The 22195-nt window shown below is 44.6% G+C and carries 25 protein-coding genes; 23 read left to right on the top strand and 2 right to left on the bottom strand.

Features of this window, described 5'->3' with window-relative positions:
- Positions 1–70: 70 nt before the first annotated feature.
- Positions 71–511, top strand: a complete 441-nt coding sequence (locus SGLY_RS10295; RefSeq protein WP_242822944.1) for a hypothetical protein — start codon at positions 71–73, stop codon at positions 509–511.
- 123 nt (positions 512–634) lie between these two features.
- Here the strand turns inward: SGLY_RS10295 and SGLY_RS10290 are convergent, their stop codons facing one another.
- A complete protein-coding gene (locus SGLY_RS10290; RefSeq protein WP_013625227.1) occupies positions 635–1657 on the bottom strand; it encodes a phospholipase D-like domain-containing protein in 1023 nt (340 codons plus the stop codon).
- Positions 1658–1853: 196 nt separating this feature from the next.
- Here SGLY_RS10290 and SGLY_RS10285 point away from each other — a divergent pair, with 196 nt between their 5' ends.
- The 4 genes from SGLY_RS10285 to SGLY_RS10270 all read left to right on the top strand — a co-directional run bounded on the left by SGLY_RS10285 (position 1854) and on the right by SGLY_RS10270 (position 4773).
- Complete coding sequence (locus SGLY_RS10285; RefSeq protein WP_052298634.1) at positions 1854–3035, top strand: tetratricopeptide repeat protein; 1182 nt, start codon at positions 1854–1856, stop codon at positions 3033–3035.
- A gap of 91 nt (positions 3036–3126) precedes the next feature.
- Positions 3127–3693, top strand: coding sequence for a GTP cyclohydrolase I FolE (folE, locus tag SGLY_RS10280; protein ID WP_013625225.1), 567 nt, complete (start codon positions 3127–3129; stop codon positions 3691–3693).
- A gap of 58 nt (positions 3694–3751) precedes the next feature.
- Positions 3752–4528: a 5'/3'-nucleotidase SurE gene (gene surE, locus SGLY_RS10275; RefSeq protein ID WP_013625224.1), complete on the top strand. Its 777-nt coding sequence runs from the start codon at positions 3752–3754 to the stop codon at positions 4526–4528.
- Entirely contained in the window at positions 4525–4773 is a 249-nt protein-coding gene (locus tag SGLY_RS10270) for a hypothetical protein (protein ID WP_013625223.1), read from the top strand. The genes surE and SGLY_RS10270 overlap by 4 nt, the downstream gene beginning before the upstream one ends.
- A 53-nt stretch (positions 4774–4826) precedes the next feature.
- Here the strand turns inward: SGLY_RS10270 and spoVB are convergent, their stop codons facing one another.
- Positions 4827–6365, bottom strand: a complete 1539-nt coding sequence (spoVB, locus tag SGLY_RS10265; protein WP_013625222.1) for a stage V sporulation protein B — start codon at positions 6363–6365, stop codon at positions 4827–4829.
- A 212-nt stretch (positions 6366–6577) separates the two neighbouring features.
- Here spoVB and fusA point away from each other — a divergent pair, with 212 nt between their 5' ends.
- The 18 genes from fusA (at position 6578) to SGLY_RS17150 (ending at position 22091) form a co-directional block, all read left to right on the top strand.
- Complete coding sequence (fusA, locus tag SGLY_RS10260) at positions 6578–8584, top strand: elongation factor G (protein WP_013625221.1); 2007 nt, start codon at positions 6578–6580, stop codon at positions 8582–8584.
- A gap of 517 nt (positions 8585–9101) precedes the next feature.
- Complete coding sequence (locus SGLY_RS10255) at positions 9102–10997, top strand: NADH-quinone oxidoreductase subunit 5 family protein (RefSeq protein ID WP_013625220.1); 1896 nt, start codon at positions 9102–9104, stop codon at positions 10995–10997.
- Positions 10997–11854, top strand: a complete 858-nt coding sequence (locus SGLY_RS10250; RefSeq protein WP_013625219.1) for a respiratory chain complex I subunit 1 family protein — start codon at positions 10997–10999, stop codon at positions 11852–11854. Before SGLY_RS10255 ends, SGLY_RS10250 begins: the two co-directional genes overlap by 1 nt.
- A 48-nt stretch (positions 11855–11902) precedes the next feature.
- Positions 11903–12340 carry an NADH-quinone oxidoreductase subunit B family protein gene (locus SGLY_RS10245; protein WP_013625218.1) on the top strand — a complete coding sequence of 146 codons (438 nt, stop codon included), beginning with the start codon at positions 11903–11905 and terminating at the stop codon, positions 12338–12340.
- Positions 12341–12706 (top strand): NADH-quinone oxidoreductase subunit C, encoded by a 366-nt coding sequence (locus SGLY_RS10240; protein ID WP_013625217.1) that lies wholly within the window; start codon positions 12341–12343, stop codon positions 12704–12706. It begins immediately after the preceding gene.
- Between the two features lie 20 nt (positions 12707–12726).
- Complete coding sequence (locus tag SGLY_RS10235) at positions 12727–13809, top strand: hydrogenase large subunit (RefSeq protein WP_013625216.1); 1083 nt, start codon at positions 12727–12729, stop codon at positions 13807–13809.
- Positions 13810–13819: 10 nt separating this feature from the next.
- Positions 13820–14182, top strand: coding sequence for a 4Fe-4S dicluster domain-containing protein (locus tag SGLY_RS10230; RefSeq protein ID WP_013625215.1), 363 nt, complete (start codon positions 13820–13822; stop codon positions 14180–14182).
- Positions 14175–14519 (top strand): hydrogenase maturation nickel metallochaperone HypA/HybF, encoded by a 345-nt coding sequence (locus tag SGLY_RS10225; RefSeq protein ID WP_013625214.1) that lies wholly within the window; start codon positions 14175–14177, stop codon positions 14517–14519. Before SGLY_RS10230 ends, SGLY_RS10225 begins: the two co-directional genes overlap by 8 nt.
- Before the next feature lie 14 nt (positions 14520–14533).
- Positions 14534–15184: a hydrogenase nickel incorporation protein HypB gene (gene hypB, locus SGLY_RS10220; protein ID WP_013625213.1), complete on the top strand. Its 651-nt coding sequence runs from the start codon at positions 14534–14536 to the stop codon at positions 15182–15184.
- 221 nt (positions 15185–15405) lie between these two features.
- Entirely contained in the window at positions 15406–15624 is a 219-nt protein-coding gene (locus SGLY_RS10215) for a HypC/HybG/HupF family hydrogenase formation chaperone (RefSeq protein ID WP_013625212.1), read from the top strand.
- The gene (gene hypD / locus SGLY_RS10210; RefSeq protein WP_013625211.1) at positions 15621–16664 is read left to right on the top strand and encodes a hydrogenase formation protein HypD; all 1044 of its coding nucleotides are present in this window, start codon (positions 15621–15623) and stop codon (positions 16662–16664) included. Before SGLY_RS10215 ends, hypD begins: the two co-directional genes overlap by 4 nt.
- Positions 16665–16685: 21 nt before the next feature.
- Complete coding sequence (hypE, locus tag SGLY_RS10205; RefSeq protein WP_013625210.1) at positions 16686–17675, top strand: hydrogenase expression/formation protein HypE; 990 nt, start codon at positions 16686–16688, stop codon at positions 17673–17675.
- A 169-nt stretch (positions 17676–17844) separates the two neighbouring features.
- Positions 17845–18372 carry a nitroreductase family protein gene (locus SGLY_RS10200; protein ID WP_013625209.1) on the top strand — a complete coding sequence of 176 codons (528 nt, stop codon included), beginning with the start codon at positions 17845–17847 and terminating at the stop codon, positions 18370–18372.
- A gap of 32 nt (positions 18373–18404) precedes the next feature.
- Positions 18405–18794, top strand: a complete 390-nt coding sequence (gene lpdD, locus SGLY_RS10195; RefSeq protein WP_013625208.1) for a prenylated flavin chaperone LpdD — start codon at positions 18405–18407, stop codon at positions 18792–18794.
- A 105-nt stretch (positions 18795–18899) separates the two neighbouring features.
- Positions 18900–19472 (top strand): RNA polymerase sigma factor, encoded by a 573-nt coding sequence (locus SGLY_RS10190; protein ID WP_013625207.1) that lies wholly within the window; start codon positions 18900–18902, stop codon positions 19470–19472.
- Complete coding sequence (locus tag SGLY_RS10185) at positions 19469–19990, top strand: hypothetical protein (RefSeq protein ID WP_013625206.1); 522 nt, start codon at positions 19469–19471, stop codon at positions 19988–19990. The genes SGLY_RS10190 and SGLY_RS10185 overlap by 4 nt, the downstream gene beginning before the upstream one ends.
- A 98-nt stretch (positions 19991–20088) precedes the next feature.
- Complete coding sequence (locus SGLY_RS10180; protein WP_013625205.1) at positions 20089–20949, top strand: hypothetical protein; 861 nt, start codon at positions 20089–20091, stop codon at positions 20947–20949.
- Positions 20949–22091, top strand: a complete 1143-nt coding sequence (locus SGLY_RS17150) for a DUF4097 family beta strand repeat-containing protein (RefSeq protein ID WP_013625204.1) — start codon at positions 20949–20951, stop codon at positions 22089–22091. Before SGLY_RS10180 ends, SGLY_RS17150 begins: the two co-directional genes overlap by 1 nt.
- The last annotated feature ends 104 nt before the right edge of the window (positions 22092–22195 follow it).

Genomic DNA, 22195 nt, shown 5'->3' with positions numbered 1-22195 from the left:
ATATTGATCAGAGAAAAAAAGTATAAATAACATAAAATATCGTGAAAAAGAATACAGCTTTAGTGAAAGGATGAAGGAATTGAAACTTAAGGATAAGACATATAAAAAGTTTATTGATTGTTTTGAGAAATTAGCGAAAAAAAATGAAGGAAAGGAATTTGAAGCCGCCTATTCGGAAATACAAATGGAAACCGGGGTCGCCAGCATAACTCTGAAAAAAGCGATTCAGATCCTGGAAGAGGATGGGATCATTGCCGTTGAACAAGGGAGGAATACCCGTTACGGGAAATTTAAATACTTAAATGAGACCAGAGATGGAGCCGATAAGGAAAAGAATAAATTTTCTGAGATAAAGACAGATCCAGATAATGTAGAGGTGCTGATCGGGCAGATTAAGAGTATGTCCAATCTTTTGGAACAGCTCCGGCAAAGAATCAGGACTCAGGAGATGACGATTTCCGTACTGCAGGACAGAGTAGCGGATGTTGAAGATAAGCTGGTCAACAAGTAAAAAATTCCCTGAAAAGGGCGAAAAAAAGGGGACGTTAACGAGACGATAGTTTCGTTAACGTCCCCCTTAAGCTAAAATGGACAGAATAATTTCTGTCCATTTTAGCTTTCTTGTGGGTGTCTTTTACGGAGTCGCCTTCTCCCAGTCCTGCTGAAAGACACTGCTGACTTTAGCGGCAATATCAGGGGACGGGATGGTGATCGAGGATTCATGGCACATGACAAAAGCAGAATATGTCCAGCCGGAGCTGCTCATGAGGACGGTCTTCTGGTCAAAGATGGCCCAGTTAAAGCCCAGAGGCAGGTTGGCCGGGTTTTTATAGCTGCGGACAGCGATACCGGAGTTCTTCATCTCATTGACGGAAGTCGACCCGCCGGGGGCAGAGGAAGGGTTGACAATGATCTGAACAGTGCAGCCGCGTGTTTGGGCGGCGATCAAGGCATCTTTAATCTCTGTGTCTGTAAGCTGATCTACTTCGATCCAAATTGTTGATTGGGCAGCCTTGATCCGGTTGAGCAGGGTTTGTTTAATTCCGGCGTTGACAGAAAAGGTAATCTGATCTTCGATCAGAGAAGGATTCTCGTCAATCGAGAGCTTGTTCGTTGTTGTAGATTCCCAATCCTTGCTGAAAGAATTAGAAATGGTTGACACACTGGTACCGCTCAATTGAACAGCAACCGTATGGGTGCTGAACCCGGCGGAGGTCAGAGGCGCCCCGTAATAGACAGCAGTCTGGTTGTCAACAACCATATATTTTACCCTGTCATACTGTCCTTTTTCAGATGGATACCGCTGGGCGGAAAGATTCTCATTTTTTAAGTAATTCAGGGTATTTTCATTTTCTCTTTGCCAGGGGTCTAATAGAATTTTGACGTCTATTCCCTGATGGGCCTTTTCCACAAGGGCCTTCAGCACGTCCTGGTCATCCATGGCAAACTGCTGAAGATAGACGGATTTTGCGGCATGATTAATCATATTGATAGTCAGAGTTTTTATCGCTTGGGAATCAAAAAGGACAGAGTCGGGTGATAAGGGGGATATTCTTTCGATATCTGCATCCTTTGATTTAAATATGTTACAGCCGTTAAGCGGGATGAAGGACAGGAATAAAATGAAGATCAATAGCTTCAACCTGATTTTAAACATATAAACTCCTAATCATGATAAAAATTCTTATTAATGTTATTATACATATTTTCGTAAATAATTACGAAAAAATAAACATCATCTGATTTGGCCGCTGATTCAGGCACAATTTCGGGATTGAAAATCGTCATGGCAGGGAGGGATAGAAGCTCCTTTCCAAGAATATCCCCCATAGAGGAAAGGAGTGTTTATGACGATGATGATCGAATCTCTCATTGCCAATCTTCAGCGCAAGGCTCTTGTGACCAAACCATTTTTGTCCGGGAAGATGGAAGAATACCGCTGGTTATTAACCGGCAGGAAGAAAAGCGTTTACCAAAATGTTTTAGGTAAAATGAAAGAAGGAACTGAGGAGTTATCTCTACTTGAAATCAAGGTTTTGATCGAGAACGACGCTTGGGCGGAAGCTTATCAGCACTTGTCACGTAAAGTGATGATAGGTCAGAATGGGCACAGGCTGGCAAATCAGAATGAGGTCTGGCCCCTTTTGGCAAAATGCTGTTATGAGCTGGGAAAGCTGGGAGAAGCTCTGGAAAACATTGAATGCGCTTTGACCCGTGACAGACCGACAGCAGATCTATGGAACATCAAGGCAAACATTCATTTTGAAAGAGACGAGGAAGGGGAGGCGATTGAGTGCCTGAATAAAGCGATCAGAGCCTTCCCGCAGCATATTGAAGCCAATCTTCGTTTGGGCAGCCTTTATTTTACCAAAGGAGATTATCAGGAAGCTTATCACTGTTTTTGCGGCTGCTGCCGAATCAGGCCGTTCGACTCCTATTGCTGGGAGATGAAGGCGGAGACACTGCTTAAACTCAATCATATAGACTATGCCGGCAAATGCTTTGCCAAAGCAATCAGGTGTGGGGGGAGTATAGAGCTGCTGGCCAGAAATTCGTATTGTCTTGCTCAAAGCGGAAAGGTAAATAAAGCAATAAGACTTTACCGGAAAGTCTTAAAATATGAACCGCACAACTACGATGTCCTTTGTAATCTGGCCGGAATATTAAGTAATCACAATAAAATTGAGGAGGCTTATTCCCTATTAAAGAAAGCGTACCTCTTAAATAATCATGATTACATTATGTTGAATAATCTGGGCTTTATCCTCTATCATATGGGCAGGTTCAGGAAAGCCATCGATTATTACCGCTCCGCTTTGAACATGTCCCCGGATGATCAGACCATACTCTATAATTTAAGTGTGTGTTTGGTCAAAAGGGCAATGTGGGATGAAGCGATCGTCCATTTGAATAAGATCCTGGATGTTAACCCCAATAATGGGGGAGCCTGGATGCTGCTGGGGAATGTTTACGACAATATGGAGAAGCACTCTATTGCCGTTGATTGTTACAATGCCTCTTATGGCTTAGCTTAACCATAGCAAAGAATTTTTAGAATTTGCTTAGATGTATTATAATATGAAGAAAGGTTTTTAGTCATTGACGCAATAACAGGAGGCAATAGGAATGGAAATCAATACTCAGAAGCTGGAACAGGCGGTAAGTATGCTGCTCGAAGCAATTGGTGAAGACCCTGAACGAGAAGGATTGATCGATACACCGAAAAGAGTAGCGAAGTTTTATGCGGAAGCTTTTGCGGGCTTGCATGATGATCCAAGTAAGCACCTGCAAGTGATTTTTGATGAAAACCATGAAGAGATGGTCATTGTCAAGGATATCCCGATGTATTCCATGTGTGAACATCATTTGCTTCCTTTTTTCGGAAAGGCTCATGTCGCGTATATCCCGCGCAACGGTAAAGTGACAGGGTTATCCAAGCTGGCCAGAGTGATTGACGGCTATGCCCGCAGGCCCCAGCTTCAGGAAAGGTTGACAACCCAGATTGCCGATACCATAAAGAATTCTTTGGAAGCCAGGGGTGTTCTGGTGGTCATTGAGGCTGAACATATGTGTATGACCTTACGGGGAATTAAAAAGCCCGGCTCCAAAACAGTAACCTCAGCAGTAAGAGGAATATTTCAAACAAGCTCGGCAACCAGAGCGGAAGCTTTTTCTCTGATCATGGGAAAATAACAATCGGTGATGAAAATCCCTGGGGAATGAAGGGGACGCAAGGAGATTAAAGATTTTCATGAGAATCATGCTGACGAATGATGATGGGTATTTTGCGGCCGGGTTAAGGGCGTTGTATCAGGAATTGAGCAAAGAAAATAAGCATGAAATAACCATAGTGGCCCCTGCCGGGCAAAGATCGGCGACAGGCCGTTCAATCACGATCCATGAGCCGTTATTTGTGACAAAATATGAGCTGAGACAAAACGTATATGGTTTTGCAGTTGACGGTACACCTACCGACTGCGTAAAGTTGGCTCTTCAGGGGGATCTTTTTTCCCAAAAGCCGGAACTGCTGATTTCCGGCATAAATTATGGCTGGAACCTGGGGAGTGATGTTTTTTATTCAGGAACAGTGGCGGCGGCCATGGAGGGTGTTCTATTGGGAGTCCCTTCAATTGCGGTTTCCCTGGCCCAAAGCGAGATGGTGGATTATACGGAACCCGCGGGATTAATCAGGGAATGGATCGGCCAGGAGGAATTTCTTCAGAACTGCCGAGCCAGCCTGTTAAATATTAATTTTCCCGGCAGTCATCAGGAAGACTGGAAGGGAATGAAGATCACCAAACTGGGAAAGACAATCTATGATAATAAATTTGAGTGTCAGGAAAGCGCTTTCGGTCCGGTCTACTACTGGACCAGCGGTTCAATCATATCTCAGGATGATCCGGATACGGACCTGATGGCGATAAAAGACGGTTATGTCTCGATTACGCCTTTGCACAGTGACTTGACAGACGATGAGCAAATAAAGGTATTGTCTGAATGGAGCCGGAGGGAACGGAGTAACGAATGAAATTAGGCATTTTTTTCTTCTATTTTATTGTTTTATTTTTTATCTTTTTATCATCCAGAAAAAAGGGCAAGCCTCTTAATCTGAGAATCATCATTGTGTTACCGGCACTGTTTGCCTTAGTGTTATCTTTACTGTCGGTAATCAAGCTATATGTGATCTATAAGATATTGTTCGTCATTATCGGTGCGGTTTTGATTTTGTTTTCCTATTGGCAATGGAAGGACAAGTTCAGAAGGTGGCTCTAAGGGGAACCTTAATGAATGAAGGAAAGCACATCGGCTGGTGATGAACATTTCTTCTATTTGAAAAGATTATTGAGAATGGGGATTTTGTTTAGGTCCTGTTTACGCATGCCGCCGTTAAAAAGCAAAATACTGAAATAAACGATTAATCCGGCCACTGAGATCAAAAGACTGCCGGCAACAGTCTGTAAGGCAAACCGGAGGAAAAGAAACACCAGCAGGAGCATCCCGGCTCCGGCGATCAAGGGCTTGAGAATAATATTCTCGAAGTCCAGATTCAATTTAATATAATGATTGACAGCAATCATGTTCAAAACAGCGACGATGAAAAACCCGATTAAATATGCGGCGGCAGTGCCGGTAAGACCCAAGTGCGGCATCGCAGTCAGGTAAATCATCAGGGGAATTCTGATCATGCCGCCAATCACGGAATGAACGAGGGGCAAATGGGTTTTGCCAAGTCCCTGCAGAATCCCTGTTGTGGTTTGGTGAAGATAGGTAAATATTCCCCCTAGAGAAAGCAGTTTCAGAATCGGTGCGATATCGGAGCTGTTAAAAATACCGGCAAACAGATCGGCAAAGCAATAAATGATCACAATACAGGGGAGCCCAATCAGAATGGTCAGGCGGATGGAGTCTGAGCAGCGGGATCTGGCCAGCCTGTATTCTTTTTTTGCCACTGCTTCCGAAATGGCCGGGACCAGAGAAGTCGCCAGGGCAAAAGTAAAGACACTGGGAAAGGCAAGCAAAGTGAAGGCTGTCCCGTTCAGTTCACCGAAAAGTGTCGTTGCCTTTCTTAAAGAGTAACCGGCTGCCTGCAGTTGACGGGGGATAATTACCGCATCGAGTGCGGAAAGGCCGCTGAAAACCAGTCTGCTTCCGGTAACAGGCAGGGAGAGACCGAACATTTCTCTGATGATCTCATGGTAGCGGGTAACCGCTTGGGGACGGTGAGTACGCTTTCTTCGGCTGATCAGGTAGTGAATCATGATCACGAAAAGACCGGCGAACTCTCCGACCAGCATACCAACGGCCAGACCGGCGGCCCCGAATTCGATACCATAAGGCAAAAACTTGATGGCCAAATAAAAGCCGACGACAATCCGGAATAATTGCTCGCAGATTTGACTGACGGCGGAAGGGACCATGTTTTGATGACCTTGAAAATAGCCCCGGAAAGCAGAAGAGACCGAAACAATGAAGATCGCGGGAATACATATTCTGAAGACATAAAAAACTCTGGCGTCCGGGAAGCACTTGGCAACAATCACAGGAGTATTGATGTAGATGAGTAGGGTAACCACAACAGAGGAAAAGCTGAGGAGCAGGATGGCAACCCGGAATATTCTTGCGGCATCCCCCTCCCGGCCCAAAGAAATCTTTTCCGCAATCATTTTAGAGACCGCTAAAGGAATCCCCGCGGTAGAAAAAACTAAAATTGTCATATAGAGGGGAAAGACCATCTGGTACAAGCCATAGGCCTCGCTGCCGACATATTTCATGATTAAGTACTGATAGATGAAGCCCAGTATCCTGTTAAACAAATTCGCTAAAAAGAGAATGATGGCACCTTGAATTAAGCTTTTCTTCGGCATGGGCATCTCCTTGGGCATAATGAAAATCAGCATTGCGTTTATTCAACTTATGCGGCCGGATCAAAGCAAATACCTAAGAGTTCAGAATAATTAAATGGAGCGGACAACACCTCATTTTCCAAATTTTTAAAAAACATATCTTATTGTAGGGAAATGATCTATAATAAGATCAATTTCAATATTCAGAAATTTTAGCAAAGGGGAGATGACATTTGAAGATCTACGAAAGCAACAATATTCGTAACATCTGTCTAATGGGCCACGGAGGCAGTGGCAAAACTTCTTTGGCTGAAGTCATGGTTTTTCATTCAGGCGCAATAAACAGAATAGGCAAAGTTGCTGATGGAAACACAGTATCAGACTATCTGCAGGAAGAAATTCAGCGCAGGATTTCGATCAGCACATCTTTGGTTCCTGTTGAGTCAAACGGAGTAAAAATCAATGTTCTGGATACACCGGGTTATGCGGATTTTATCGGTGAAGTGATCAGCTCGATGCGGGTAGCGGAAACAGGGGTCCTGGTCATATGCGGGGCAAGCGGACTGGAGGTTCAGGCGGAAATGATCTGGGACATGATGGAGGAAAAGAAACTGCCCAGAATCATCTATGTCAATAAAATGGATCGGGAAAACGCCGCCTCCGAAAAGATTCTTGAGGAACTCAAGCAGGCGTATCCTCAGACCCATTTTGTCCAGATGCAGATACCTGTAGGAAAAGAAGAAAACTTTAAAGGAATCATCGATATTTTACAGTCTCAGATTCCTCCGGAATACAGTGATGAGGCTGAAATTCTTAAGGATACTTTATTGGAAACAGTAGTTGAAGCCGATGATGATATTTTAATGAAATATCTTGACGGGGAACAGATTACGGATGCCGAGCTGAAAACAGTTTTGCAAAAAGCCCTGGCTCAGAATATTATCGTTCCGGTCCTTTTTGGTTCCGCGGAAAAAAATATAGGGGTGCAAGAGCTTACCCAATTTGTAGTGGATTATGTCCCGGCTCCGGCTCCTATTGAAGATAAAGCAGCATTGGTCTTTAAGACTCTGGCCGATCCCTACTTGGGGAAAATGTCCTTTTTTCGGGTATATGGCGGTTCATTTTCCAGCGAAACGCTTGTGTATAATTCCACAAGGGAAGCCGATGAAAAAATGGGCCAGATATTTTTCCTCAGAGGAAAAAATCAGGAAAACACCGCAAAGGTATTTGCCGGTGATATCGCTGTGATCGCCAAGCTTCAGGAAGCGAAGACCGGAAACACGTTTTGCGGTAAAGACCAAATGGTCAAACTGGATGGGATCAAATTTCCCCTGCCCTGTCTGCCGGTCTCCATTAAGCCGAAAAGCAAGGGAGATGAAGATAAGCTGGGCACAGCCCTGAATCGCCTGATGGATGAAGACCCGACAATCAGTGTCCAAAAAAATACCGAGACAAAACAGACCATCCTATCGGGCAGAGGAGAGACCCAGTTAGATATCGTAAGTGAAAAACTTCTCCGCAAGTTCGGGGTTGCGGTAGAGATGGACGTCCCCCGGGTACCTTACCGGGAAACCATCAAAAAGACAGTAAAGGTTGAAGGCAAACATAAGAAGCAAAGCGGCGGGCATGGGCAGTACGGACATGTATGGATAAAAATCGAGCCCAATCCCGGCAAGGATTTTGAATTTAAGGAAGAGATATTTGGAGGATCTGTGCCGCGCAACTATTTTCCCGCTGTGGAGAAGGGTTTGCGCGAAGCCATGAATGAAGGATTTCTTGCCGGTTATCCCATGACAAATGTCAAATTTACACTTTATGACGGTTCCTATCACAGTGTGGATTCCTCGGAAATGGCGTTCAAGCTGGCCGCGATCCTAGCTTTCCGTAAAGGTGCCGAACAGGCCGGGGCTGTCCTGCTGGAACCGGTGGCCGAAGTTGAGGTTCGTGTTCCGGAAGCATTCATGGGGGATGTGATCGGGGATTTGAATACGAAACGGGGCAAGGTTTTAGGCATGGAGCCTGACGGCAAAGAGCAAGTCATTAAAGCCCATTTGCCCCAAGCGGAACTCATGCGGTATGCCATAGATTTGCGCTCGATTACCCAGGGCAGGGGGACATTTACCTTCCGCTTCTATAACTATGAAGAAGTTCCTTCCCGGCTGACAGATGCTCTGGTGGCTAAGCTCAAATCATATCAGGCTGAAGAGAAAGAAAGGGATAAGCAACTGAAATCGTCGTAACTGAGATATTGGCTCTGGCAAACGCGAAATAAGGGAAAGTAGCTAATAAAAACTGACGGGATGACCGCCAGTTTTTATTGCTGATTTGCTTGCTTGATCAAATGAGATTAGGATAGAATTCCTTGAAGGTAAATGGAAAAATGCGTTAATCTTTGTAAATTTAATCCGGTTATTTATAGAAATGCAAGATTCTGTTTATAATATTAGCAGAATAGTTTGAATATGGCAGAGCGTTTTGATGAACAACAATAAATTTTAGGAAAGCATTGTGAAAAGTTTATCTATATCAGTTGCTATTATGACGGATTATCATTATAATAAACATGACTTGTAAGCCTATTTTCTTCATATAAAAAACGTAATATCGTCGAATAGAGCGATATTGAATTGAAAGGAGTGATTGGAAGAAACAGGAGATTCTTATTGTCCAATATGAAGCATTGGACTGTTTCAAGTGTCTGGTTTCTGTATTCTATGGTTACGCTAAATTCTACTTGAGGGGAAAGAGGATGCCAACATGAACACAATGGTTTTTTTAATACTTTTTCCGATAATTGTAGCGTTTCTCTTGCTCATTCTGCCACAACTGTTCATCAGGAAAATAATCGTTGGAGCATCATCAATTGCCATTATTGCGGCTTCATTATTTTTAGTTGTACAGTATTTTCAAACGGGGGCAGTATATTTTGAGGCTGGAGAATATGCTCATGAGATCAGCTTGGGCATGTTTGCGATCGAGGTGGCTCTGGCTGCATTGATCATCGGGATTTCCATTCGTTATAAGCAATTTCTGGCCGCACTTCTGATGCTGATCGGAGCTGTGCTGGTCATTTGGTTTGAAGTTGCTCATGGAAGCGAAATACATGCAACACATAATTTATTTGTCGATAATCTTTCATTGATTATGACTTTGATCATCGGAATTATTGGTACGCTTATCGCAGTATATGCACTGGGTTACATGGAAGACTATCATCATCACCATCCTAAGATGAAGAATAGAACACCCTTCTTTTTCTTCATCGTTTTTGCGTTTTTGGGCGCGATGTATGGTGTGGTATTTTCCAATAACCTGATGTGGTTGTTATTCTTCTGGGAAATCACGACCTTCTGCTCATTCTTCCTCATTGGCTACAGCCGTGAAGAGATTGCCATCAAAAATGCTTTTAGAGCAGCTAAGATGAACATTCTGGGAGGAATCGGCTTTACGGTCGCAATTATTTTCCTGTACACACAAGCACATACGGTTGAACTTGACAAGCTGCCGACCCTGGCATCTGCCGCCGTTCTCCTTCCGGCCGCCTTGCTGGCTTTTGCCGGAATTACAAAATCGGCTCAAATGCCGTTTTCTTCATGGCTTCTGGGAGCCATGGTCGCTCCGACACCGGTTTCTGCTCTTCTTCATTCCAGTACCATGGTTAAAGCGGGTGTTTATTTGATTGTCAGATTATCACCTGTTTTTGCGTTTGTTGAAGGCGGTTCCACAATCGGACTGTTTGTCGCGCTTGTTGGCGCCGTAACGTTCGTCCTGACATCATTCATGGCGATTTCCCAGTCCGACGCCAAACGGGTTCTGGCTTACTCTACAATTGCCAATCTGGGCCTGATCGTTGTCTGTGCCGGGATCGGATCTTATGAGCTGGCCTGGGCCGCTGTGATGTTAATCATTTTCCACGCAATCGCGAAGTCTCTCTTGTTCCTTTCTGTCGGAACAATTGAGCATAATCTCGGCGACCGGATCATTGAATCGATGGACGGTCTGATTGTTAAGATGCCCAAGGTGGCAATCGGCGTAGTCATAGGGATTTGCGGCATGTTCCTGGCGCCGTTCGGTATGCTGATCAGCAAATGGGCCGCCCTGGAAGGTATAGTGGCAGCCAATCCTATTCTGACGGTATTTATTGCCTTTGGCAGTGCTGCGACCCTGTTCTTCTGGACGAAGTGGCTCGGCAAGGTTCTGATGATCAAAGACAAGCCTGCTGATTTCACGACCAAGATTCCGGCTACAGAATCCTTTACCTTATCTTTGCTGGCGTTTTTCACGGTAGCGGTATGTATCGGGTTCCCCGCCATCTCCTATTTTGCCTTAGAGCCGTTCATTCAGGCAATCTACGGAGAAACCTATCTGCTCGGTCAGGGCAATATGATCATTCTTCTCTTAATGATGGGGCTGATTATTGTTCTGCCGTTAAGATTGCTCACTTATGGCAATAAGCTGAATTATAAGGCTCAATATCTGGCAGGCACAAATCTCGCGGAGAGAGAAAAATTCTACGGTTCAATGGGGATTACCAGAGATTTAAGCCTGAGAAGCTTCTACCTGGACAGCATCTTTGGTGAAGACAAGCTGTTCAAGCTTGGAGTGGTATCTTGTATCCTTTTAATTATCATCATGATAGGAGTGGGAGTATAATGAGTGGTATGAATACATGGTTGGCTGTAGGTTTATACGTCATTCTCGCACCCTTTATCGGAGGATTGATCGCAGGTATTGACCGTATTATTTCAGCCAGAATGCAGGGAAGGGTAGGACCTCCCTTACTTCAGCCTTTTTATGACGTCATGAAATTATTTTCCAAACAGAACATTGTGGTAAACAAACACCAGAAGTTCTATGTTTTATGTTTTCTGATCTTTGTGATCATTACCGGCTGCATTTTCTTTTCCGGCGGGGATCTGCTTTTAGCGATTTTTGCTTTGACCCTGGCCAGCGTATTTCTGATCATTGCCGCCTATTCGACATTTTCTCCTTATGCCTTTCTGGGGGCGGAAAGAGAAATGATCCAGATGATGGCTTATGAACCGATGGTTATTCTGACCATTGTCGGGATGTATATGGTGACCAAGAGCTTTAACGTTCTTGACATAGCCACCTATGGTCAGCCTTTGATTCTGAGTCTGCCGGGAATTTTCCTCGGGTTCCTCTTTATCCTGACCATTAAGTTCAGAAAATCTCCTTTTGATATTTCCGCGTCCCATCATGCCCATCAGGAAATTGTCCGCGGTATCCTGACCGAATTCTCCGGTAAAGAACTTGCTTATGTAGAAATTGCCCACTGGTATGAAAATGTTTTCTTACTGGGTATTGTCTGTCTGTTCTTTGCTTCAAATCCGATTATCGCGCTTGTCATTGCGGCCCTGACCTACTTCCTTGAAATCTTTATTGACAACAACAATTCCCGTCTGAAATGGCAGTCCACATTGGGGAGCGCCTGGATTGTTGCTTTGATCTTAGGAGTAGGCAACATTGCGGTCCTGGCTCTTAAATAGTTTTCAGTAGCGTGTAAGAATATATCTAAAGCGATAGAGGTGAAATTAATGTCTTACTTGCCGAAGTCTCCTTGGCTGGTACACTATGATGCGTCGAGCTGTAACGGCTGTGACATCGAAGTGCTTGCGTGCCTGACTCCCTTATATGATGTTGAACGTTTTGGAGTGTTAAATATCGGCAATCCGAAGCATGCGGACATTTTCGTGATAACCGGATCAGTCAATGAGCAGAACAAAACAGTCATCAAGAATATTTATGATCAGATGCCTGAGCCCAAAGTAGTCGTGGCTATTGGAGCATGTGCGACATCGGGCGGAGTATTCCGTCAGTGCTACAATGTCCAGGGCGGGGTAGATAAAGTGATTCCCGTAGATGTGTACGTCCCGGGCTGCGCGGCGAGACCGGAAGCCATCATTGATGGAGTTGTCCAGGGATTGGCCGTTCTTGAAAGTAAATATAAGAATATGGGGAAGGTGGCGAAATAAATGATCGAAGTACAAAATTACCTTCCAGTCACAGCTTCTGAAATCGAGAACCGGACAAAACAATATGCCAAAGAAGGTTTTCGCCTGATCCAGATGTGTTGTACAAAAAGCGCTACCGAAATGGATATCATTTATACCTTCGAAAAGGAAAACTATCAAATGATAAACCTGAAAATGCCGGTAGAGGTTGGGGATACAATACCAAGTGTCAGCGGAATCTTTCTTCATGCGTTTCTGTATGAAAATGAAATTCATGACTTGTATGGGGTAAATGTAGCCGGAATGGCTGTTGACTTTAAAGGGACCTTATATCAGACAGCGGTCAAGCATCCTTTTGTAATTCCGCCGGATTCTAGTAAGAAATAGCAGGGAGGGGTTGGTAAACCATGGGTGAGCGCACAATTATACCTTTCGGACCACAACATCCGGTACTGCCAGAACCACTCCATCTCGATCTGATTTTAGAAGATGAGAAAGTGGTTGGAGCCGTGCCCTCGATTGGATTTGTCCATAGAGGTTTGGAAAAGCTGGTTGAAAAAAGAGACTTTAACGAAATGGCTTATGTGATTGAACGTGTTTGCGGCATTTGCAGCTTCATGCATGGCCAGGGCTATGTGCAGACAGTTGAAGGCATCATGGGTGTTGAAATACCGGATCGTGCGAAATATCTCCGGACAATTTGGGCTGAGCTCTCTCGTATCCACAGTCATCTATTGTGGCTGGGCCTGATGGCCGATGCGTTTGGCTTTGAAAGCTTATTTATGCATTGCTGGAGAGTAAGAGAAAAGGTTCTGGATATTTTTGAGGAAACGACCGGCGGTCGCGTAATTTTCAGTGTTTGTAAAGTCGGCGGTGTTTGGAAAGATATTGACAATGATACACTGAAGAGAATCGTGAATGTTCTTAAGGTTGTTGAAACCGAAACGAAAGAACTGACGAAAGTTTTTGTCAAGGATTTTACGGTGCAGAAGAGAACGAAGGGCGTAGGTGTTTTAACCTATAAGGAGGCCTTTGAGCTTGGAGCAGCCGGACCCGTGGCCAGGGGAAGCGGTATTGCCATGGATCTCAGAAAACTTGGTTATGCGGCATACAGTGATTTGAGCTTTGAACCGATTGTAGAAAAAGATGGAGACTGTTATGCGCGTTGCAATGTGCGTATCGGTGAGCTTTTCCAGGCAATAGATCTTATCCGTCAGGCAGTCGAAAGGATTCCTGACGGTGAGATTGAGGTCAAGGTCAAGGGAAATCCTCCTAAGGGAGAATACATGTCCCGTTTGGAACAGCCGCGCGGACAGGTTGTTTATTACGCGAGAGGAAACGGGACGAAGTTCCTTGACAGAGTCCGGGTAAGAACACCGACCTTTGCGAACATCCCTCCACTTTTGAAGATGATTCCCGGCTCTGATTTGGCCGATATTCCTATTCTGGCCTTAACAATCGACCCGTGCATCAGCTGTACAGAAAGGTAAGGTGATCTCTGTGGCCATTAATGTGATTGGAAAAACTGTAATGAGGAGCCTTTTCGGCAAACCTGCTACAGCGATGTATCCGATAATCAAAAATGAGTTTTATCCCAGAACACGCGGAAGGATCGAGCTTAATGTCGCGGACTGCATCTTCTGCGGAATGTGTGACAAGAGGTGTCCGGCCGATGCGATTTCTGTCAGCAGACCGGATAAAAGATGGGAAATTGACAGAACCAGATGCATTGTTTGCAACTTCTGTGTGGAAGTTTGTCCGAAAAACTGCTTAAACACCGGAAAACAATATGCTGAGCCGATGACGGACTATACACAGCGTTTGGTGACCATTACCGGAGAAACAGTACAGGAAAATGCATGAGTTTCCGATAACCAAACAAATTATTAAAATTGCTTCGGATAAAGCCAAGGAGAATAATGCGCGTAAAGTTACGCGCATTGCCTTGGTTGTGGGGGAGTACTCCGGATTTATCGGAGATTCGATTATGATGTATTTTGACATTATTTCCAAGGACACGCCCTGTGAAGGGGCGGTTCTGGAAATAGAGAATGTCAAGGCCAAGATGAGATGTCCGGACTGTGAGATCTATTATGTCCGAAAGCCTCTTTCCTTCGCCTGTCCGGAGTGTGGGAAAGACGGCGAACCAAGTGAGATCGGCAAAGAATTTTATGTAAAAAATATTGAAATCGAAACTTAATTGGGGTGAATCAAATGGCGAATACGGAAATTGAAGTTATTCAGGATATTTACGATGAGAATGATAAAATCGCGGCAGAAACGAACCAAGAACTGGAGAGCAAGGGAATATTCTGTGTGAACATCATGGGTGCTCCGGGGGCTGGAAAGACATCAAGCATCATTAGCATGGTTCAACATCTTGGTTCTAAGAAGATCTATGTGATCGAAGGAGATATTGAATCGGATATTGATACGGTCAAACTGAAAGAGCTGGGGATAGAAACCATTCAGATCAATACGAACGGGGCTTGCCACCTTGATGCGCCGACAATTAAGACTTCTCTGAAGGGGCTGCCCCTTGATCAGTCGGGAATTCTTTTTATTGAAAACATTGGAAATCTGGTATGTCCTGCCGAATTTCAGATCGGTGAACACATAAAAATGTTAATCTGTTCAGCGGCTGAGGGGAGTGACAAGCCTTATAAATATCCTCTGGCTTTTGAAAAAGCAGATATCATTTTGCTGACGAAGTGCGATCTGAAAACTTATGTCGACTTTAACGATGAGTTCTTTACAAAAGGAATCAAGGCGCTGAACAAGACTGCTCCAATTTTCGAAGTCAATGCCAAGACAGGCGAAGGGTTTAACGCAGTGGCTGACTGGATCAGCCAAAAAGTCGGCTGAACAAGACAACGGAATGGGATAAGTGCTTTTGCGGAAAGCAAGTAAATAAACTGAAGTGTGGATGAGCAATGACAATATCCACACTTATTTTATTTGTAATATATTTCAATTTTCATATTTTTTATTTGCAGACAGGATCATGGTATAATGATCATAATTCTAAGGAAGCCTGCCGATCTAGAGATCGTGTCTATATTTTGAAAATAGGATGTGAGTTGTCAATGTGTGTGGCTATTCCGGGAAAAGTCATTGAAACGGATGGAATGACGGGAAAAGTGGATTTTAACGGCAATATTGTCGATATTATGCTGGGCGCGGTGGACGCCAAAGAAGGGGATTATGTTCTGGTTCATGCCGGCTGCGCGATAGAGACCGTACAAAAGGATATGGCAGAAGAAATCATCAGTATATTTGCTGAATTGGAGTCAATAACCAAATGAATATCGAAGAGATCATCAGTGAACTCAAAGCCTATGATCAACAGGTTAATATTATGGAGGTTTGCGGCACGCACACCGCCAGTATTTTTCGTCATGGCATCAGAAGCCTGATTTCCGATAAGATCAGGCTGATTTCCGGACCGGGATGTCCGGTCTGCATCACACCGGCTGAATATATTGACCGGGCCATAGAATGGTCAAAGAAGCCGGATTGCTTACTGCTTACCTTCGGTGATATGATGAAGGTTGCCGGAACAAAGCAGTCCCTCAGTGAAGCCAAAGGGGAAGGGGCCAAAGTCGAGATCATGTATTCCCCTTTAGATGTCTTAAAAAGAGCGAAAGAAAGACCAGGTATGACCTTTATCATAGCCGCTGTTGGCTTTGAAACGACGGTGCCATCCTATGCGCTGGTGCTGCAGCAGATCATTGCCGGCGGTTTAAATAACGTTAAATTGCTGACGGCACTGCGCAGAGTGATACCGGCTCTGGAATTTGTCTGTGCCAGTGACACGGGGATAAACGGGTTTATCGCTCCCGGACATGTCAGTTCAATCCTTGGGTCCAAGGCCTATGCCGAACTGGCCGGAAACTATGGCCGTCCCTTCGCTGTCGCCGGTTTTGAGGGAGAGTATATTTTAGCGGCAATTTATGACCTGGTTAAACAAAAGGAAAAAAACAAGGCGGAGGTTCATAATTTATATTCTTCCTCAGTCCGGGAAGAGGGCAACATTAAGGCTTTACATTTAATTGATCAATACTTTGAACAGGGAACAGCCGCCTGGCGGGGCTTGGGCGACATTCCGGATTCAGGTCTCTATTTGCGTCCTGAGTACCGGGAATATGACGCCGGATCATTTGATATTCGTGATAAACAGGTTGATGCCTCATCACCCTGCCGGTGCGCGGAAGTCATTATCGGCAGGATAAATCCTGATGAGTGCCCGTTGTTTAAAACAGTTTGTACGCCGACAAAGGCCAAAGGCCCTTGTATGGTATCGGCAGAAGGTTCTTGCGGGATTTGGTACAGATTTTCAAAGTAATCTCTCAAAGCAGGTGACAAGATGAAGGTTAACTTAGCCCACGGCAGCGGCGGAAACGCCACCAGGGAACTTATCAGCAATTTATTTAAAAAGTATTTCTCCAATGAGTTTTTGGACAGATTAGAGGATTCGGCATGTTTGCCTCCGACCGCTTATCCTTTGGCCATGACCACGGATTCCTATGTCATTACCCCTATTGTTTTTCCAGGGGGCAATATCGGAAAACTGGCTGTTTGCGGGACGGCAAATGACTTATGGATGGTCGGGGCGGAGCCGCAGTATATCACAGCGGGCTTTATTCTTGAGGAAGGGCTTGAACTGGAAGTCTTGGAAGCGGCGGTCAAAACAATGGCTCAAACGGCCAAAGAGATCAATGTCAAAATCGTTACCGGTGATACAAAAGTCATCGAAGGCAGCGGCGGACTGTATATTAATACTGCCGGCCTGGGATTTATCAAACATCGGCATCAATTGGGCGCAGAGCGGATCAAGGCGGGTGATTCCATTATTGTGAGCGGCACATTGGGTAATCATCAATCCTGTATCTTCGCTCAGAGAATGAAGATTGAAAACAAAATCACCAGTGATTGCGCTTGTTTAGGCAGCATGGTTGAGGCCTTATTAAACAGCGGTCTCGGCTTAAGGATCATGAGGGATATCACAAGGGGCGGACTGGGCACGGTCCTGAATGAGGTGGCCGAAGCCGGTAAAATCAGTATTCAGATAGAAGAAAAACTGATCCCCATAGATCCGGAAGTGAAAGGCTTTTGTGATATTTTAGGGTTAGATCCCATTTATATGGCGAACGAAGGCAAATTTATGGTGATCGTGGATTCCAGGGATGAGGAAAAAGCACTGGAAATCCTAAGAAAGAATTCTTTGGGAAAAATGGCAGGGGTTATTGGCAAAGTCACAGAGACGGGGAACCAGCTGGTTACAGTAAAAACAAAACTGGGCGGCAGCAGGATCATTGATGTTTTACAGGGGGAAGGTCTCCCCAGAATCTGTTAAAGCCTGATCACCGCCGATCTGTTGAAGGGCTCAATATGATCGGCTTAGCTTCTCAGCTGAAGATAGTCTGCTTAAAATTGCCGGGATATTATTTTTGACAGTTAAAATTTTTCCAATAATTTGTTAAAATAATGATAAAGAAATAAAAAGGCAAAAGGGGGAATTTGCAATGTTGGATATCATGGCCAATCGAAGAAGCATCAGAAAATATCAAGAGATCGCCGTCGAGCAGGAAAAAGTTGATGCGATCATTAAGGCAGCCCTATTGGCTCCCTCCGGAAATGCAATTTATCCAACCAGATTCTTTGTTGTCAATGACAAGGAGCTGATCGTTGAGCTGGCCAAGGCCAGGGAAGTAGGATCTTCTTTCCTCAAAAACGCCCCTTTGTGTATCGTTGTGAGCGCTGATCCTCAAACGACGGATGCCTGGATTGAGGATAGCAGTATTGCGGCAACCTATATTCAACTCTCGGCACAGGCTTTGGGACTGGGGTCTTGCTGGGTTCAGGTGAGAAACAGAAAACACAGTAAAGAGATCACAAGTGAGGATTATGTCAGAAAAATTCTGAACATACCGGAGTGTCTCAAATTGGCTTGTATCATAGGGATCGGCTATCCTGATGAACAAAAAGAGCCCCATGCCGATGAACGGCTGAGGAGAGACCATGTATATGCGAACAGGGCGGAGCAGGAATGACCTGCTTGTCGGGATGTGATCAAAGGTAGCCTATGGAAAACGATCTATTGATTTTCCGTGAAAAACAGGGTCGGATCGAAATCCTTTTTTACGCTGTCCGAATGGGTGAGGATTTATGTATCCTTATTTCCGGTGGCGATACTCCGCACATTGGGGCTGTTGCTGTCCGGCAAGTCACTCCGGGCTCAGATTGGTCCGGCGATATGAAAATGATCGTCCTTCCGGGACATCGGGAGGGGGAAGTGATCGGAGTGGTTGCCGATCAAATTTCCTCGGCCCTGAATAAAAATGTTGCTGTTTGCTGTGGGATACATCTTGATAAGGCAACCAAGGACGAGATTTCAATCGTTAAAGAGATGCTTGTGAAAATGACTGCCCGATTGATTCAGGCCTTAAGCTCCCCGAACAGCGATCAACAATAATACAGTACAATACTTTATTGCCATACTTCAGACTGTCTAGAAAAGGGACAGTCTTTTTTCATCGAATTTGCTGAAGTAAATGTTGATTTACTATCGTCTATATAGATGAGGGGAAAGGAGGAGGGGACAATAGACTCTGAATTAGTCGTGAAAAAAGCAGCAAATGGCGATCAGGAGGCCTTTCGCTTACTCGTCGAAGAATATAAACAGCTGGTATTCAGCATATGTCTGAATATTGTGCAGGATTCATTTGAGGCAGAAAACCTGGCCCAGGAAACATTTTTACAGGTTTATCGGTCCCTTCCGCAGTATCAATTCAAAGGATTTAAGACCTGGCTCAGCAGGATTGCGATCAATAAGGCCATAGATTACAAGCGCAGAGCCCGGTCAAGACTTGAAAGAGAAATCAGGTCTTTCGAAAATATTGAGGAAATAATCGATGATGGGATGTCGGTCCAGGAAATGATCGACAGGAGAGAAGAAATTCGAATCCTGAAAGCCTGTATGCAAAAGATCCCGGAGCCATATATGAGGGTTCTAAAAAAAAGCTACGAGGAAGGAAAAAGCTGTAAGGAAATTGCCGTTGAAGAAAATATCAGTCCAAGAACAGTAGAAACAAGATTGTACCGGGGAAGAAAGATACTGAGAGAATATTTCCAGGAGATGAATAAGACATGAGCGAGAAGCAGATAAACAATCAGTGCTATGAAAAAAATATCTGGCAGATGTACCGGCAGGGACAAGTTGATGAACAGCTGGCCTGGAAGATGGAAGAGCATTTGCTTGTTTGCGGCAAATGTCTGGAAATCTATCTTCAAACAATGCAAGCTTCTCTGCTCACCCCAAACAGTTCGGATCATTCTGCAGATTGCCGCTTGTCGCCTGACTTTACGGACAAAGTCATGAATTTGATTGCGCCGGATATCCGTCAGCAGCAGAGGAGAACAAAGGATAATCTGTTTCTCTATTACTGTGCGGTAGCCGGTATAGCATTGCTTTTCTGGGCAGGAGGATTGTTTAATGGGCTATCCGGTGTGTTCAGCGGGGATATTCAGATCTTTCAAATTGCCGGGGGCGATCGGGATCATGTCGTTGCAGAGAGATGGGAGGACAAAATTATCCGGCCCGGCTGGACAGAGAGGGTCTTTGAACAGAGGCCATCCTTGATGGAACAGCTTAGAAAGAAAAAGGAATAGAAGATGAGTCCAGGGCGAATGAAAGATCAAAAAGGAAGAGATCAAAATGTCCGGACAGAAATTTGGAGATTCACACGTGAAAGGAGTAAAGCAATTGTATGAAGAAAAAGAGTAAATTGATCACCTTTATGTTATCCTTTATCCCCGGTTTGGGTCATATTTACCTGGAGCTGATTCCCAGAGGACTGGTATTTTTGACGGCCACCGGTTTTGTGTTTGCGATGAGTATGCTTTTTTCCATCGTCAATTTTTTCAATGCACCCCTTCCGCTTATCGCAGTGCCTGTGATTTGGCTGGCGGCCTTGGTCGACAGTTTCGTTTTAGTGGATAAAATCAACAGGAGAGCACTGGAGCCAACGGGGCTCGATGCTGGGGACAGTCCCGTTGACCTTACCGGAGAGTTTATTTTTGAGAACCGTAAAATCCTTGCCTTGGTATTTTCCGTGATTCCCGGGGCCGGTCATATGTATCTCGGTTTGATGGAAAAAGGACTGAATCTAATGGCGGGCTTTTTTCTGACCTTATATTTGAACGATTTCCTGCACCTGTCGTTTCTTTTGATGTTCGCGCCGCTCTTATGGTTTTATAGTGTATTTGATGTCCTGCATAAATTTTCCGATCCTGTCATTGAGGAAAAACAGAAAGTTTTCTTTACTGAATTATGGAAAGATCATCAGATGGCAGACAATTGGGCAAAGGTTGCAGGCATTGTTTTGATCGCTCTTGGCGGCATTATGATTTTTGATAAAATTGTTATGCCGCAAATCGGTCTTTGGTTAAGCGAGCAAATCAAAGAATATCTGCGGACAGGAATCATCGCCCTGCTGTTTATCGGCGGAGGGATCAAGCTATTAATGGGCAGCAAAGTTAAAGCTGCTCCAAATATCACCGGTATGGCCAAGATCCCGGCAAATGAGGCTGCTGAACCGAACATAGAAGAGCAAAAGGAGAAATTTTGATGAGAAAGTGGAGAGTTGGAACGGTATCCATGGGCAGTATGCTCATCGCAACCGGAATATTGCTGCTTGGCGGTCAGTTTAACGGGATTAATGGAGCAATTCTCATTATGCGCTGGTGGCCGCTGATCCTGATTGTCCTCGGGGCAGAGATTCTTGCTTATCTGTTTTTTTCGCGGGAAGAGCAGCCAAAATTAAAATTTGACGGCTTGAGTATTTTTCTGGTGCTCCTGGTCATCCTGGCAAGCACGGGGGTATATGCAGCGCAGAGTATCTTCGCCGGTGAATACTCCCCGGCCCTGTTCAACGGGCTCGGCCTGTATAAATACGAGTCCTTGCACAATAAATCATATACAATTGATGCGGCTAAAGTAAAAAGTATTGATATCCGTAACAGTAAAGGCAATATCAATATTGAGAAAAACGAAGGAAACTCGGTGGAGATAGATGCTGAAATGCTCATCAAAAGCAATCAGGAGCAGACTGCTGTCCAGCTTGCCGATCAGCTGGTGATGGTGAGAGAAGGGGAAACCCTGAAAATTGAGACGAAATATGAGGATATTTTAGACTTTGATACGACCTTTCAGGTGAAGGTCAACTATACTGTGAGAGTACCCAAAGAGGTGGATTACAAAATTCGCAATGAAAATGGCGATACCTTCGTGGAAGGAGTGAGAGGAAAGCTGACGATTGTCTCCCAGGCCGGAGATCTTCAGGTCAAGGAGCATCAGGGGGAGCTTGAAGCGGAGAGTTCCTCGGGAGATATCAGGGTGGAAAACAATACAGGCAGGCTGAAGCTTGATCAGCAGTATGGCGGCAGTATTGTCTTAAAAAATCTTTCCGTTACAGATCAGGATATCATCATAACCAGCCGGGATGGAGATATCCGGGCAACCTTGCCGAAGGCCCAAAAAGGTACCTTTGCGGCAGTATCCCAAAATGGGGAAATCCGTTGTGAAGGCTATGATTTGAAACGTACTCCTGATGAATCCGAGGCTGATTTAAACGGTATCCAGGGCGATTCGGAACCCAGAATAGAAGAAAGAAGAGAATCCGGGACTGAGTTTAAAGGTATTCTGGGTGATCCGAAGCCCAGAATAGAACTGAAGACTGAGAATGGGAGAATTGATTTGGAGGGTGTATAATTCTTAACCGGTATCTCCAGATAAAAGTTCATTATTTTGATATAAAAGTTTAATCCGTTCAATATAATAAAATTGTGAGCACAAAAAATCTATAAGAGATATTC

This window comes from Syntrophobotulus glycolicus DSM 8271 (assembly GCF_000190635.1).
Classification (GTDB): domain Bacteria; phylum Bacillota; class Desulfitobacteriia; order Desulfitobacteriales; family Syntrophobotulaceae; genus Syntrophobotulus; species Syntrophobotulus glycolicus.
The sequence above is the reverse complement of the archived record's forward strand: the minus strand, read 5'-3'. Positions and strand labels throughout refer to the sequence as shown.